The following is a 15,922-nucleotide window of genomic DNA, read 5'->3' on the forward strand; positions in this document are numbered from 1 at the left end:
GCCCGGCATGAGGCTGCAAGACGACATCGATTTCACCACTCTCACCTGGGTCAAGGGTGAGCTTGACGAAACCCTCAAGCAGGCACGGCTTGCGCTTGAGGCCTTCGTCGAGGACCCGGACGACGCATCCCAGATGCGCTTCTGCGCCACCTATCTGCATCAGGTGCAGGGAACGCTGCGGATGGTTGAACTCTACGGCGCCGCCATGGTGACGGAGGAGATGGAGCAGCTTGCCATCGCTCTGCAGAACCGCCAGGTCGCAGCGCTCGATGAAGCCTATGCGGTATTGATGCGCGGTATCGTTCAGCTGCCTGACTATCTGGAGCGCTTGCAGACCGGCCTCAAGGACATTCCCATTGTTCTGTTGCCGTTGTTGAATGATCTGCGCGGTGCCCGCGGCGAGAAAAGCCTGTCGGAGAGCGCGTTGTTCGCGCCCGACTTGTCTCAAGCTCTGCCGGCGTCGGTCGCCGGCCCGATCGCTCCGCTGCCCGAGCTTGAACTTCGCCAGCTTGCCGCAGTCGCGCGCAGCCAGTTTCAGATCGCGCTGCTGCGCTGGTTCAAGGGGGTTGAGCCTGAGATCAATCTCGCGCGCATGATCGAGGTTTGCGATCGCCTGGTTTCGGTCGTCACTCAAGAAGAAGGGCGCCGGCTGTTCTGGGTCGGCGGCTCCGTCCTGTTTGGCGTGCGTAGCGGCGAGATCGAGGCCAGCCAGCAGTTGAAGCAGACGGTTGGCCGGGTAGAGCGCGAGGTGAAGCACCTCGCTGACGCTGGCGAGAACGGTTTCCGGGTCGATCCACCCCGCGAGTTGACGCGCAACCTGCTGTATTTCGTCGCGCATGGTCGCTCGAACAGTGATCGATTGGCCGAAGTTCGCAGCGTGTTCCAGCTCGATATGTTCGTGCCGACGGCTGAGGAGTTCGAAGACGCTCGTCGCAGCATCAGCGGTCACAACCGCGCCCTGATCGACACCGTCGCCGCGGCGATCCGTGAGGATCTGCTGCGCGTCAAGGACGCCCTCGATCTGTACCTGCGCAAGCAGGACGCGCAGCCAGGGGAGTTGTCCGGTCAGGTCGATGTGCTGGACCGCGTAGGCGATACCTTGGGCATGCTCGGACTCGGCGTTCCGCGTCGGGTTGTCATGGAGCAGCGCGATGTGGTTGCGCTGGTCGTGCAGGGCCAACGCGCCGCCGATGAGTCGACTCTGCTGGATATCGCGGGTGCGCTGCTCTACGTCGAGGCAACGCTCGACGATCAGGTCCAGCAAATCGGTGCGAGCGCCCAACCGTCCAGCAGCGGCACGGAAACCTTGCCGCGTGCTGAAGCCCGGCGCGTGCTTGAGGCTGTCGTAAAGGAGGCCCAGTCCAACTTCGCCCAGGCCAAGCAGTGCTTCGTCGCCTTCGTCGAGTCGAACTGGGATCACGCCCAGCTTCAGGACGTACAGCGCCTGCTGGATGAGGTATCGGGCGCGATGCGCATTCTGGACATCACCCCGGCAGCCGAGCTGCTGCAAGGCGTTGCCCAATTCACCGCGGTTGAACTTGTGCAGCATCGGCGTGTGCCGAATGGCGAGCAGATGGACACGCTCGCCGATGCGCTCGCCAGCCTCGAATACTTCATCGAAGCGCTTCGCGAACAGCGTAGCGATCGCAGCAAGATCCTTGACGTCGCGCGCGAACGTCTGGTCGCGCTTGGCTATTGGCCGATCCCGGAGCACGCGCTGGCATCGGTCGACTCCGACATACCGACAGCGCCCGCGGCTGAGCCGGTGGCGTCTTTGTCGATTGAAGAACCGCTGATCTCCGCATCCTCTGATGCCGAGACGGTGGTGCTGGATGCCGAGATTCCGCAGCCCCGCGTTGTTGACGATCTGGCCAGTCTTGGCGCCGTCGAGATTGCTCCCGGAGCGGATGTCAGCGACCTTATCGTCGGTGAGGCCGCCACCGAAGCGCTGCAGCCGCCGCGCGAAGTGCACGAGCTGGCCGGTTTCAAGCCCACCGAAACGGTCGCGACTCGTCCGCCTGCCCCCGAACCCGTCAAGTCGGGCGCGGAGCTGTCTGGCTTCCAGATCGGGGCGGAGGATATCGACGAAGAAATCCGCGAAGTGTTCGTCGAGGAAGTGCAGGAAGAAATCGACAACCTCCGCCAACTGCTGCCGATCTGGCGCACCAAGCCGGATGACGTCGAAAGCATGAAGCCGATCCGGCGTGTGTTCCACACGCTCAAGGGCAGCGGCAGGCTGGTCGGTGCTCTGGTTCTGGGCGAGTTCGCCTGGAAGGTCGAGAACATGCTGAATCGTGTTCTCGATCACACCATCCCAGCGCGACCCGAAGTCATTGCCCTCGTTGAACATGCGCGTGATGTGCTGCCCCAGCTCCTCGCTGCACTGCGTGGCGAAGCCGGCCACTATGCCGATCTGCAGGGCATCCAGGCGGTCGCCGATGCACTGGCCGCCGGGCAGGTCGTCGCCTACACGCCGCCCACTGCACAGGCAGCCGCCGAGCTGCAGCTGAGTGAGCCTGATCTCGCACTGCCGATGGAAGTGATTGAAACCGTCGAAGTGGCCGAGTCGGTGTCGACGCCTGAGATCGAAGAAACCGAGGTCGAGGACATCACCCTGTCCGACGCCCAGTCCTCGGCGCTGGCTGCGATGCTCGCCGCGCATGCCGTTCCCGCAGTCGAGCCAGAGCCGACGGCGCCGGCGCTTGAACCGCTGGGCTTTGAACCAGGCGAATCTGATCCGGCCGGCATCGAACTGGCCGATCTCGATGCTGCCAATTCCGAGCAAGATCGCGCTGTGCGCCCGGCCACTGAGGCGCCAAGCTCAGATGAAGACGTGTTTGCGGCTGAGTTCGGCGAGTGGCAGCTTGAAGAGCTATCCAGCAGCGCGATCGATACAGCGTCCCAGAATGCAGCCGAATCGACCGCGACCGCGACCTCGGACAACAGCTTCGAGCTTGAGCCGATCGAGCTGACGGAAGCCAACTTCGGTGACGGTGCGATCGGGCTTGAGCATGAATCGACCGAGCAGACTGACCTGGTGCTGATCGAGCCGGATCTGTTCGAGATCCTCAAGGCCGAAGTGGCCGGACACCTCGATACAGTTGAGGCCTACCTGCAGCGCGGCGCGGATCAGCCTCTGCCGGTGCAGGAATCGTTGCTGCGCGCCGTGCACACCATCAATGGCGCCTTCGCTATGACCGAAGTCGACGTTGGCACCGAGATCGCTTGGCCCCTGGAGGGCTACATCAAGCGCTTGCTGGCGATGTCGGAGGCGCCGTCGATGCAGGGTTTCGATGTCATTGATGAAGCTGCGCAGGCCATGCGTTCGCTGATGATCGAACTCGACCAGCCGATGCCGCGTCCGGCCCGTCATGCGCAACTGGCGGCCCGCATCTCGGCGCTGCGTGATGAACTGCCCGAGCCGACCGCACCGGTGCTGTCGAGCGAGCGCGAAGACGCTCACAGTGAGGTGCTGGCGGCCGTGTCGGCGGATAGTTTCGCCTTGGCACTCGACACAGCCTCCGTGCTCTCGCCTGCCGAGAGTGCTGTTGAACCGCTGCAGGCCAAGGACGAGGCGCCGGTCATGGACGCCGAGCTGGCCGGGATGTCCGATTCCGGCGAGCTCAGCTTCGCTTCGGAGTTCATCTCCGGCGAACCGTTTGATCCCGAAGCGCGTGCCCAGTCGGCCGACATCGAAATCATTGAAACCGAGCCCGGCAGCCCGTCGCCGTACTGGTCCGATACGGAAGGTACCTCCCTGTCCCCCGCGGTCGATTCCGGCCTGACTCTGGACGAGATTGGCGAAGCCGAATCCGCCGATGCCTGGCTGGCTGCGTTCGAGGCCGAGGTTGCAGGTGAGTCCAAGCTGGACACACGGCCGCAGCTCGATGCACCCGCAACACCGGCGGCAGCCGATACTCTGGCCGAAGAGACCTTTATCGCGACGGACTTCGAAGATCCGGCCTTGGCGATGGACGCGCAGCTGATCGAATCGCTGTCCTACTCCGAGCCCGCGCTGGAGTCGCCGCCGCTTGAGATTGAGTCGCCCGTGTCTTCAGAAGCTCCGGTTGAGGTCGCGGATCTGGACATCGAAGCACGGTCGCCGGCGGCAATCGCCTTCGAGCCGATTGACAACGCGAAGAACGAGGCTCCGCAGGATTCCACCGGCGCCGAAGCTCTTGAGTTCGACGAGGTCGAACTTGAGAACAGTGCCTCACTCGAAGTGGCCGATTTCGGCGAGCTGGCGGAAGCGCTGGGCGAATTGAACCAACAGCCCGTCAGCGAGCTGCAGACTCCATCCGCCGTCGCGCCTGCTGTTGAGAGTCTCGACGTCCTTGAGTTCGACGAACTCGATACGAGCACGCTGGCCGAAGCGATGGCGAGCTTCGTGGTTGCGGAACCCGCGGTAGAAGCCAGCGAGTCAGCCGATCACGCGGAAACGGGTACCGAAGCATCCGTCGAAACCGAGGAGCTTCCCGCCACCGCCTTGACCGAAGCATCAGACAGCGCAGCCGCTGAAGTTCAGGATCTTGCCGCATCCGATGCCGAGCAAGAACTTTCGATCAGCGCAGCGGAAGCGGAGGCCTTCGAGGCCGAACTGGTCGAGCTCAACGAGCGCACGGAGCCTGCGGAACCGGCAGTCGAGGCGATGCTCAGCGCCGCCGCCGTGGCGCTCGACTTCGCGCCCGTCGAAGCACCGGATACAAGCGCTCCGAGTGGAAAGGTGCGGCTGGCGATTGCGGCGGACCCCGAGCCCGACGGTCCGCTGGACGTGACCGACGTCGATGTCGACCTGTTGGATGTGTTTCTCGAGGAGGGCGTCGATATTCTCGACCACTCCGACAGCCTGCTGCAGCGACTGCGCGAAACCGCCGGTGATCCTGAATCTGTGGTCGGCCTGCAGCGCGACCTGCACACGCTGAAGGGCGGCGCGCGCATGGCCGGCCTGTTGCCGATCGGCGACTTGGCCCATGCAATCGAGTCGCTGCTGGAAACCGTCGCCGCAGGCGGTCGCGATCTCGGCGAGGCCGGGATGGAAGTTTTGGAGAGGTCGTTTGATCGTCTGCACGGGATGGTCTCGCGCGTCGGCGAACGCCGCGCCATCGCAATGCCGGAAAACCTGCTCGCCTGCGTTGAAGCACTGCTGCGTGGCGAGCAACTGCCGCTTGTCGAAAGCCTCGATGAAGCTGCGCCTGAAGCAGTTAAGGTCGCTGCGGTTCCCACCGAAGCGGAAGCGGTTCCAGCGCGTACGGTGCCTGCACCGATTCGGTTTATTCCGACCGAAACTGCGCTCGACGAGGAAGAAAACGTCGTCCGCGCGCCGCAGGAACAGATCCGCATTCGTGCCGATCTGCTTGACCGCCTGGTCAACTACGCCGGTGAGGTCGCGATCTACCGCGCGCGGCTGGAACAGCAGTTGGGCGCCTTCCGCGGCAACCTCGGCGAACTCGATCAGACCACCACGCGTCTGCGCGATCAGCTGCGCAAGCTGGAGATCGAGACCGAAGCGCAGATCCTGTCGCGCTACCAGCGTCAGCAGGATGAGGGCGATACGCAGTTCGATCCGCTCGAACTCGACCGCTTCTCGACCCTGCAGCAGCTCTCGCGCGCGCTGTCCGAGTCCGCGTCCGACATCGTCAACCTGCAGACCACGCTTGAAGACCTGACTCGCCAGTACGAAACCCTGCTGCTGCAGCAGTCACGGGTCAGCTCCGATCTGCAGGAAGGCCTCATGCGTACGCGCATGGTGCCGTTCGATTCGCTGGTGCCGCGCCTGCGCCGCATCCTGCGGCAGACCGCCGGAGAGTTGGGCAAACAGGCTCAGCTCAAGGTGGAAGGCGCGCAGGGCGAAATGGACCGCAACGTCCTGGATCGCATGACTGCTCCGCTTGAGCACATGCTGCGCAACGCGCTGGCGCACGGCCTTGAAACGCCCGAGCAGCGCATCGCCGCCGGCAAGCCAGCCGAAGGCACGATCCGCGTGGTGGTCGCTCGTGAAGCCTCGGAAGTCTTGATCCGGGTGATCGACGACGGCCGTGGCCTCGACCGCGAGGCGATTCGTCGCAAGGCGATCGAGCGCGGCCTGATGAAGGCCGATGCCCAGCTGGGCGATCGCGATCTGTACGGCTTCATCCTCGAAAGCGGATTCTCGACCGCTGCTACGGTCAGCAAGATCTCCGGCCGCGGCGTCGGCATGGACGTGGTCTACAGCGAAATCCGCCAGCTCGGCGGTTCGCTGCACATCGAGTCCGAGCGTGGCCGCGGGTCGGAATTCATCATCCGCCTGCCGTTCACCCTCGCTGTCACTCAAGCCGTGTTCGTCAAGCAGGGTGAGACCTCGTTTGCGGTGCCTATCACCTCGGTGCAGGGCGTCTCGCGTATCGACCGCGCTGATCTCGAAGCCCAGCTTGCCAGTGGCGCGCCGAGCTTCAGCTATGCCGGCGAGGACTACGTGATTCACGATCTGGGCCTGCTCTTGGGTCATCCAGCCGCGCGCGCGGCGGACAGCCTGCAGGTGCCCTTGCTGCTGGCACGCTCGGGCGACCAGCGCGCTGCGATCTGCGTCGATGCAGTGCTGGGTAGCCGCGAAATCGTGGTCAAGCCCACTGGCCCACAGGTCAGCTCGATCCCGGGCATTTTCGGCGCCACCATCATGGGTGACGGCCGGGTTGTGGTAATCCTCGACGTCGCGCCGCTGGTGCGGCGCGCGGCCGCGATCGAACCGATCGCGCCAGCGCCAAGCCTTGCCGATCAGCGCGTGGTGCCACTGGTGATGGTGGTCGACGACTCCATCACGATGCGCAAGGTCACCGGCCGCGTGCTGGAACGCCACAACTTCGAAGTGCTGACAGCCAAGGACGGTGTCGATGCGATCGAGAAGTTGGCCGAACGCATCCCCGACGTGATGTTGCTCGACATCGAAATGCCGCGCATGGATGGCTACGAGCTGGCCACCCACATGCGCAACGACCCGAGGCTGAAGTCGGTACCGATCATCATGATCACCTCGCGCACCGGCGAGAAGCACCGCCAGCGCGCGTTCGAGATCGGCGTTGATCGCTACCTTGGCAAGCCGTATCAGGAGGCCGACTTGATGCGCAACGTCCAGGAAATTCTGCAGGATCGTCGTGAACGCAGTCGCTGAGCCGCGCCAGGCAACCACGGTGGCCCTGCTGGGGCCAGCGGATTCTGCTCGCGAGCAATTGCGCCATGCGCTGTTGAACTTCGGCGCCGAGCTGGTTTTTGAGGGCTCGCTGGGGGAGGGCGGTCGCCTCACCGGACGCTCCGCACATCCCGATGTGGTTTTGATCAATCTGGAGCCCGGGGTTGAGGACGACCTCGAAGCCATCCAGACGATGCTGGAAGACCCATCTGTCAGCGTGGTGTTCAACGAGGGCGAGGTCTCCAGCCAGCTCACCGGTTGGGACCTCGCGAGGTGGGCGCGTCATCTGGCGGCGAAGGTCCTCGGTGTACGCGACACCTTGCCGCCCGCACCCAGCGGGGCCGAGCGCCTACCGGTGCTGGATCTGGTGCCGGAGCCGGGTCGCCCGGTATCGCCGGCCCAACAGCAGGATCATCTGGACTTCGACACCTTTGCTGGGGAAGTCTTCGAGCACTTGAACGAAGTCCCCGTCAGCCCACGGCTTGAGCTTTCTACCGCGCCGGCGCCGCCTTCGCAGCCAAGGCCGGTCGCAGTCGCCATCACGCCTGCTGCCGCGAGCCCCGAGCCTGCGCAGAACCTCGCCGCGCTGGATTTCGATTTCAGCCCGGTGGCTCCCTCTCTACCCGACGAAATTGTCGAGGACTCGCCCGAGCAGACGGTGCAAGCAGACGATCTGGATGACGTCGACCTGACCGCAGTGTTCGAGGGCGGGCTGGATCAACTCACGCCAGAGGATTTGCTGGCGCGGCTGCAGATGGCGATGGGCCTCGATCCGGTGCCGCTGACGAATGCGTCAGGAGAGCGCTCGCCGGCCGTGGCCCGCGCGCCCGAGAACCCGACCAGTCTTGTCGAACTCGTAGCCGTTGAGGCTCCACGCGCAAGCACGGCGCCAACCGCGGCTGCAGAACCGATGCCATCTGGCACGATGGCTCAGGCCCAGAGCTTGGCTGGGGCAGATGAGAGGGCAGACCTCGAGCGCGAAAGCGTGTCCGATGCCCTCGACTTCGACTGGCAGCTCGCCGAGCCTGCCGCAGAGACCAGCGAGGCAAATTCGCCGCCTCTTGCATCGATCTCCACGCCTGCCTCGGAGCGCGCCGCGAAACCCTCTGCTGCAACCGATTATTCACTCAGTTTTGATCCCGTCGCTGCCGAGAACTCTGACTACTCGTTCGACGGCGACGACGACATCGGCCGCCGCTGGAGCGGCTCGGAGTCGCTCGAACTCAGTGAATTGGATCTGGATGCTGAAACCGCAGACATTGATGCAGGCGAGGCTTCGCCCGCGAGCACGGTCAGCGGCTTCGACTTCACCGCGCCCGCCACCGAGTACGACGACTACGCGCTTGGCGGCACGCTCGGGCTCGAATCCACCGCGGACGACGAGGCCATCGCGCGGTTGGCCGCGGAACTCGATGCCAATGCTCTGGCCGAGATCAAGCCCGAACTGCCTGGACTTGACTTCACCCGCCCGGTGGATGCGGCGGAACCGGAGCCGGCGCATGTCGTTCCGCCAGTCCCCGTTGCACCTCCGCGCATGCCGGAGCCCGCAGCTAGATCGGCCGCGCCAAGTGGGGGCTTCAGCTCCTTGTCGCTGGAGCCGCTTGACGCGCCCGGGCTGCACACGGCAGCGCCAAGCAAACCCGCGGCGCCCGAGAAGCAGTTTGACTTCAGCCACCTCACCCTGAGCCTGGAACCGCTGGAGGAACCCGCGCCACCCTCAGGCGTGTCCGACATCTCCACGGTCGGAACCATGCGCGACGGCACCTGGCTGCGTGACATCGGCGACCACGTGCCGCCACCGCCCTCGGAGCAGACCGGCCCAGGCGAAGAAGCCGCGGCCGCAGCCGATGGGTTCCAGACCACGGCGCCCGCGCAGTCGACAGGATTCGCGGTCGCATTGCCACCGACACCCGCGCCGGCGCTGGGTCACGGCGTCAGCCGTGTGGTCGCACTGTGCGCATCCATCGGCGGCCCGGACGCGCTGCGCAGTTTCCTGAGCAGCCTGCCGGCCGGGTTCCCGGCCGTATTCGTCGTTATCCAGCACCTTGAGAACGGTTACTTCGAGCGCCTCGCCCAGCAGTTGCAGAAGACCAGCAAACTGCCGGTGCGTGTACCGATGGCCGGTGTCGACGCCCGCGACGGCGAGGTCCTGGTGGTCAGCTCGGATCGCCGCTTCAAGCTCGCCATCGACGGCCAGATCGAACTGAGCGACCTCGAAACCCAGTCTCGCTACCGGCCCTGCATCGATGACGTACTGCGCGATCTGTCCGACAGCTTCGGCGCCAATGTCACCGCGATCGTGTTCAGCGGCATGGCCGCCGATGCGGTCGAAGGCGCGGTCTATCTGACCCAGCGCGGTGGCGAAGTCTGGGCGCAGGATCCCGAGTCATGCGTGGTCAGTTCGATGGTGGACGGCACCCGCGCACGCGGCGTCGTTGAATTCGTCGGCAGCCCGCGAGAGCTTGCCGAACACTGCGTTCGGCGTTTGGGCGTAAGCGCGTGAACCCGAGTTCCATCCAGGACAGGCAATGAACATCGAACGCAAGGACATTCGCGGCGTCACCATGACGCTCACCGGCGGCCGTCTGCTGCTGCCCAACGCCAACATCGCCGAGATCATCACCTTCGCCGAGCCCGAGCCGGTGCCCGGCGCTCCCGCTTGGATTCTCGGTCGGCTGCGCTGGCGCGGCTGGCGGCTGCCTTTGATCTCGTTCGCCAAACTGGCGGGCTTCGCCACCCAGGAGGGCGAAATGGGCGCAAAGGTCGCGGTGCTGCGTGCACTCGGCCAAACCCCGCGACTGCCATACTTCTGCCTGCTCACCCAGGGCTTTCCGCGTTTGACCACGGTGGCGTCCGATGCGCTGATCCCCGCCGACGAAGGCGAGCTTCCGCCCGGCGCGCTGATGCGCGTGCTGTTGCGCGACGAGTACTCCTACATCCCCGACCTGCTCGATATCGAGCGCCGTCTGGTCGAGGAATTGCAGCTGGCCGCTTGAGTACACCGATCGAGTGGCGGCAGTCCGAACGCGAAAGCGCGGATCGCCGCAAGTCGATCCAAGGGCCGCGCTAACCGGCGTATTCGACGCTGCGCGCGGATCTCGCCCGCCGCACCGGGTTCGGGGCCGATGCGCCCAAGCCATTCCCAACAGGGGTTTCGCCAGCACCGCACTCAAGCTCGACCGCGCGTCGGGCTGAACGGCCCAGCGAATTGCTCGCCATGGGGCCAGCTTGGCCGCTCGCAGATCGACGTTGACAGCAGCCTAGCCGCTGCTGGACTTGCGCCCGGAAATCCAAAGCCCCACGGCCACCGTGACCACGGACAGCAGCGCCAGCAAACCACCCCAGAACCAATAGGGCAGACCCAGCGTGTCAGCGATCTGCTGGGTATCCGAGGGCAGGGAGCCTGCGCCGGTCAGCGCGCCGGAGCTGAACAGATAGTCCACGCGGGTGAACGCGGAAAGGCTCATCTCCACCGCCACGAAGGCTGTCAACGCCAGCACCACTCGATCGTTGCCGCGCCAAGCCACCAGCACCAGGCCCAACACCAGCGCCAGGACGAAGCCGAGCGCGAACAAATTGCGCACCCACAACAACAAAGCCAGCACCAGAAAGGCAGCCAGGGCGGCCAGAAGCAGGCGCGCTGCATATCGATGACCAAGCGCCAGGAAAAAGGCCAGACCCGCCAAGGGCGCACCCAAGGGCCCGGCCGCCGCGATCAACGCGCGCTCGAACTGGGAGTAAGCACCGCGGTGCATCGCAACGCCCGAACCATCCGGATAAACAGCGAGTTGAACCAACTCACCCCCGAGCACGATCGCAGCGATTCCGTGGCCGAGCTCATGAAACAGCGTGCCCAACCAGACCAGCGGCCGCGCGATCCACCCGAACTGCGGCCACCAGGTGTCGATGGCGAACAAGGCGAGCGAGAGCAGTGCGGCGAACCCGATCCATGGCGCGGCGGAGTGGGGCACCAGGACAGCTGACTTTGGCAGCGATGCGGCGTGCGTTCGCGGGTCGGTGTTGAGCATGCGTCCTCTCGTTTCGGTGCGGTCCCTGCAGAATAACGAGTCGGCGCAAGCATCTGACCAGCAACGGCAGTCAGCAATCGCGCAAGCGCCCGCGCCAGACCTGACAGCCACGCGGATTTCCTGCAATACGTCGGGGTTTCCGTATTGGCATACTGCTCCCTTGCTTGCCGTCGAGTCGCCATGGCCGTTTCCTCGCGTCGCTTGCGCCGTATTGTTCTGGGCTGGTCGCTCCTGTTCGGCTTGGTCATGCTGGTGCGCGGGCTTGGCGGTCTGCAGGGGGCCTCGCTGTATGGATTCGATCTGTTCAGCACGCTGCTGGCGAATCAAGACCCCAGCGAAGAGATCGTTCTGATCGGCATCAACGAGGACGATATGCTTCGTTTCGGGGCGCCGCCCTATGACGACGCACGCTACGTGGACGTGTTCACCCGGCTGTTTCAGGCCGAACCGGCCGCGGTGATCTGGGCAGGCCTGCGGCCGGTGCACATCGGAGAGGGCGCTCAAGCGCTCGATGCGCTGATACGTCAGCATCCGCGCTGGTTCATTGGGCACTCACCTGCCGGCGCCGCGCAGCCCGAAATCCCCGCACTGCCTGCTTTCGCGGAAAGCGGTCGCGCCGGGCATCTGACTCAGGTCGCCGACCGCGACAATGCCACCCGGCGCATTCGGCTTTCGCTGCGCGGTCCCGACGGCCGCCTGACACCGCATCTCGGCCTGCTGGGCGTCAACGCCTATCTTGGCGAACGCGAACCCCAGCGCGCGCCTTTGACGCTGGACCCTGAGGGCGCGCTGCTGCTGGGCGGCACACGTTATCCCGCCCATCAGTCGGGCCTGCTGGGTGAATACCTGAGTGGGCTCGATGATTCCGCGCTGTGGAGCCATCTGCTGCCGGATGTACGGCGGGCGGACTACCGCACCTTCAGCCTGTCGCAGCTGTTGGACGGCGAAGTCGATCCCGCCGATCTGCGCGGCCGTCTGTTGGTCGTCGGGACCGATTCGGCCGTCAGGCTGCGGCCAGTAATGGCAGCCACCAGCCTGCGCTGGCTGGATTCGCCGCAGTGGCACAGCTCGCTGGTGTTCACCGCACATCAGGTCGACAGTCTGTTGGCCTTGGCACGCCAGCAGGCCGTGCCTTTCTCGGCGCCAAGCGAGACTGCTACCTGGCTGATGTTGGGCCTGTATCTGGCGCTCGCGCTCGGCGTTCTGCTGCGCAGCCGTCAAGCCTACAGCTGGACTTCGCTGGCGCTTGCGCTTGCCGTGGTCACGGTTGCGCTTGCACTGCTCGGGCATGCACAGGGGTTGTGGCTGCCCTGGGTACCGGCGCTGGCACTGTGCCTGGCGGCATTCGTGTGGCGCACTCTCGTCGGGCTGCAGGACAGCGCGATCGAGCGCGAGCGGGCAGGGCTGCTGCAGAGGGTGATCGACTCGCTGCCCGACCCGATGTGCGTCATCAATGGCAGGGGTGAAGTCAGGCTCGCGAATCGTGCCTTTGGACGGCTTTCGCTCAGCGACCAGCTCGGTCGTCTGCAGCTCAGCAATCCGCCGGACGCTGACGCGGTGGTACTGCATCTGCCGTTCGGTGATGCCGAGCTGCATGTTGACGCTCTCGGCCCCGATCGGCTGCTGCGGGTGCTGGCTTTTCGACGACTCGATCAGGTCGTCGACGACGTTCCACGCATCGAGGCCGCTGTGCAACACCTGCTTGGTGAATGCGGCGAAGCTGCTGCGCTGCAGTTGGCGCTCGTGGAACGGGTGGACGACGCTGAGCAACCCGAGCCGGAGGCAATCACCGAGCTTGCCGCACGTGAATTGACCCAGCGCCTGACAGCCAGCTTCAGCGACGCGCCCTTGCTGTGCAGAATCTCGCCGAAAGTCTGGCTGCTGCTCCGCCCTGACGACGATGCCACGGCGGAACTGCATGAGGGCATGCGCAACGTGACCGCTTGGCCGCTGAGCCTGCAAGGTCGAGCCTTGCCGGTGACCTTGCGTTGGGCGGCAGGACCCTTGGCACAAAGCCCGGACATCGGCCTGCGCGCAGCGCTGAATAGCCTGGGGACGCAACTCGCTGAAGCGCCCTCGGGAATCGCGAGCACGAGCAAACGATGAAGAATCGCCGGGGCGAGCGGGGCTCAGCCCCCGGTCCCAAGCTCTCGGTATTGTGCGGGAGTGAGGTCGAACGCCTTCTTGAAGCTGTTGCCGAAGTGCGACTGCGAGGAGAAGCCGCAGGCCAGGGCGATCTCGACCAGCGGCAGGTTGGAGTGCGCGAGCAGGCTGCGTGCATGTTCGAGGCGACGCCCGATGATGAACGCCAGCGGCGTCGTTTGGGCCTCATCGCGCAGCAGTCGCACCAATTGGGCCATCGAACAGTCCAGATGCAGAGACAGGTCTTCCACTGCAAGGTCGAACGCCAGTCGTGAGTCTACGAACCGGGTCAAGCTGTGCAGTTGAGCCTGGGCCTCGCTGTCGATGGGGGCGAACGCGTGATTGAGCAGATCCAGCAGCGAGCCGCTGAGCGACTCAGGCAGGCTGCCCGCCGCGGCCTGCGCCAGCACAAACCGACACCAGTGTTCAAAGCCAGGCTGGTAGCGCGGTAGCGGTGTATCCAGCAACCCGGCAAGCGTGGCGGGCGGCTCCTGCAGCTCCACGATCAGCAACTTGAAGCCATTCGGGCTGCGCCAGCGCAGGAACGCGCCGAGCCGCACCGCGATCACCATGCGCGGCGCGAAGGAGCGCTCTGGCGCGCCGAGCCACTGCGCCTGCGCCAGCCCTTCCATGTGTGCGTATAGCGCCACAGGTGCGCAGCTTGCCTCTGCATGAATGCCCGCAGGACAGGCCTGGCGGCGCACCCGCAGCCGAGGGCTGTCGATCAACACCCGGACACCCGAGGATGGGCTCAAGCGGCTTGACCGATACGTTGGATCATTCGCCCAGTGTCGCCAATCGATAGGCTAAACGGAATCGACTCACTTCTCGCAGTGCACCACACGGCCCATCCATGCGAGGCGTTGATGCGATGGCCCCACCCGTTTCGCATGGGCGCGCGCGCCAGGCTTGCGTGAAGCGGCATTCAACTGCCAGAGAGAATCAGCTCGGCGGCGACCGCAGCGGCCCCTGCGCTCGACGGATAGCCCACAAATTGGGCCAAGCTGGCGGCGCCTGCCGCCAGCTGTTTGCTGAACGTATTCATTTGAGCCTCACGGGAGTGTTCGACGGGATTCGCATGTGAAGAGTCAGCGGCACACGGCATCATGCTAAGCAGCGTCACAAGGCAGGTATCACACAAACTCCGTAAGCACTGGCAGAAATGCCTGCCTCCACGCGCCTCGGCACGCATGGGGACAGGCATTGGGGCTCAGCAGCCGGGAGAGGCAGCTGCTGCGGGAGAGGTATCGAGGACGATGCCCGCGGGCGCCGAGATCAGGCCCGGAATGAAACCCTGTACGTTCCAGTCGACCGTTTCATTCGGACGCAACACCTTGCTGGCAATCGTGGAAGCCGACGGCCCGGCCGGGCAGCGAACGAACGCCCGTGCAATCGGCTGCTCCACGCCGTTGGTCCGCACCCGGAAGGCGCCGTCATAGTGTCGGGTTTTGGCAGCGGCGGCTGAGCAGGCCTGCTGGCCCGGATACGCGGCGATCTGCAGCCGAGCAGTGACGCAGACGCCGCTGCGATTGGTCGCCGCAAAGCTCAACAGGTACTCCGCACCGTAATTGGCTGTCGACCAAGGATCGCTGTCGCGGCCTTCCGACTGGCCCGAGTTGTTGGTCGAGTAGTAGCGCAGCGCGGCCGTACGCTGCGATGCGCTGGACGGTGTCGGCGTCTGCGGGTTCATGAGGCAGCTGTTGCCAGACTGCTGGTTGGGCGGGGCAGACAGGAATTGCCACCCACGGGATGAGGTGGCGCTGGTGATGCTGACACTGGTCGAGCCCGCCCATCGCTCGGAGCGATAGATGCCGGCAGGGCGACCCCAGCCGATGCTTTGCAGGTCGGTGCACGGCGCCCCGCCGAACACGTTCTGGCTGCCGTCCGGATTGAACGTCGAAGCCACATTGCCCCATGCGTACTGGCGCTTACTGAGGGCATTGGCGAGGGTCTCGGAAGAGTTGTTCGCCGATGCCGCAACCACCCGCGCGCGCAGACAGCCGGAAGTCGCGCGAATCTTGATGCGCGCGTCCAGCGACGCGCCGCGGGTTCCGCGCAGCAGGAACAGCGGGAACGGTTGGCTGATGGCGCGGTCGCTCACGTTGATGAATCTCGATCCGTTGTTGTCGCTGCGAGCGTTCACCCAACTCGGCAGGCTGCCAGTGACTGCAGCCAGCGAAACCGAGTACGAGGGGCTCTTGCCGGGATCCAGCGTGGTGGCGGGGTCGCCGAGAATGTCGCGCTGTGAGATTGCGGATCCGTAGGCATTGAAGGTTGCGCTGCTCCCGGCCGGCTCAATCAGCAGAAAGATGCGATCCACCTGCTGATCCGAACCGCTGGGCGCCGCGATCAGGTGATGCATGTAAAACGCGAACTCACGCATCGACCCCGCCGGACAGGCTCCATCAAGTGTCCCTTGGGTCAGTGAACGATTGACCGTACCCGCGACGGTCGGAACCATCGCATCGGTGCCGAGCAACAGACCCTCGCGGCTGACGCTTTCTGGATTGTTGCTGACCATGATGGAGCTGCCCTCCATCGTGCCCGGCAAGGGCTGCAAGCTGCTGTATGCGGGCTGGGCTTGGCTGCT

Annotated in this window: 7 protein-coding genes; 4 read left to right on the plus strand and 3 right to left on the minus strand. The window is 64.9% G+C overall.

Going from position 1 to position 15,922, the window contains the following annotated elements:
• The first annotated feature begins 7 nt into the window (after positions 1 to 7).
• From ACIQ7H_RS01870 to ACIQ7H_RS01880, 3 genes are read left to right on the plus strand one after another with little or no spacing between them, the layout of a single operon-like run.
• On the plus strand, positions 8 to 7,144 hold the full coding sequence (locus ACIQ7H_RS01870) for an Hpt domain-containing protein (RefSeq protein WP_395787800.1): 7,137 nt from the start codon (positions 8 to 10) through the stop codon (positions 7,142 to 7,144).
• Positions 7,128 to 9,665, plus strand: coding sequence for a chemotaxis protein CheB (locus ACIQ7H_RS01875; RefSeq protein WP_395787802.1), 2,538 nt, complete (start codon positions 7,128 to 7,130; stop codon positions 9,663 to 9,665). The genes ACIQ7H_RS01870 and ACIQ7H_RS01875 overlap by 17 nt, the downstream gene beginning before the upstream one ends.
• A gap of 25 nt (positions 9,666 to 9,690) precedes the next feature.
• On the plus strand, positions 9,691 to 10,158 hold the full coding sequence (locus tag ACIQ7H_RS01880) for a chemotaxis protein CheW (RefSeq protein WP_395787804.1): 468 nt from the start codon (positions 9,691 to 9,693) through the stop codon (positions 10,156 to 10,158).
• Positions 10,159 to 10,422: 264 nt separating this feature from the next.
• Here ACIQ7H_RS01880 and ACIQ7H_RS01885 read toward each other — a convergent pair whose 3' ends face one another.
• Entirely contained in the window at positions 10,423 to 11,316 is an 894-nt protein-coding gene (locus tag ACIQ7H_RS01885) for a M50 family metallopeptidase (protein WP_395787806.1), read from the minus strand.
• 54 nt (positions 11,317 to 11,370) lie between these two features.
• Between ACIQ7H_RS01885 and ACIQ7H_RS01890 the strand changes: the two genes are divergently transcribed.
• Complete coding sequence (locus tag ACIQ7H_RS01890) at positions 11,371 to 13,296, plus strand: CHASE2 domain-containing protein (RefSeq protein ID WP_395787808.1); 1,926 nt, start codon at positions 11,371 to 11,373, stop codon at positions 13,294 to 13,296.
• Between the two features lie 23 nt (positions 13,297 to 13,319).
• Here the strand turns inward: ACIQ7H_RS01890 and ACIQ7H_RS01895 are convergent, their stop codons facing one another.
• Positions 13,320 to 14,087, minus strand: coding sequence for a helix-turn-helix transcriptional regulator (locus tag ACIQ7H_RS01895; RefSeq protein WP_395787810.1), 768 nt, complete (start codon positions 14,085 to 14,087; stop codon positions 13,320 to 13,322).
• Positions 14,088 to 14,542: 455 nt separating this feature from the next.
• Positions 14,543 to 15,853: a hypothetical protein gene (locus ACIQ7H_RS01900; protein ID WP_395787812.1), complete on the minus strand. Its 1,311-nt coding sequence runs from the start codon at positions 15,851 to 15,853 to the stop codon at positions 14,543 to 14,545.
• Positions 15,854 to 15,922 lie beyond the last annotated feature (69 nt).

It is taken from the genome of Aquimonas sp. (genome assembly GCF_044377145.1).
Taxonomy (GTDB): Bacteria; Pseudomonadota; Gammaproteobacteria; order Xanthomonadales; family Xanthomonadaceae; genus Aquimonas.

Bases quoted from the DNA above. Each gene is read 5' to 3' on its own strand.
- ACIQ7H_RS01870 (WP_395787800.1), top strand. From the start codon at position 8: ATGAGGCTGCAAGACGACATCGATTTCACCACTCTCACCTGGGTCAAG.
- ACIQ7H_RS01880 (WP_395787804.1), top strand. From the start codon at position 9,691: ATGAACATCGAACGCAAGGACATTCGCGGCGTCACCATGACGCTCACC.
- ACIQ7H_RS01890 (WP_395787808.1), top strand. From the start codon at position 11,371: ATGGCCGTTTCCTCGCGTCGCTTGCGCCGTATTGTTCTGGGCTGGTCG.
- ACIQ7H_RS01900 (WP_395787812.1), bottom strand. From the start codon at position 15,853: ATGGTCAGCAACAATCCAGAAAGCGTCAGCCGCGAGGGTCTGTTGCTC.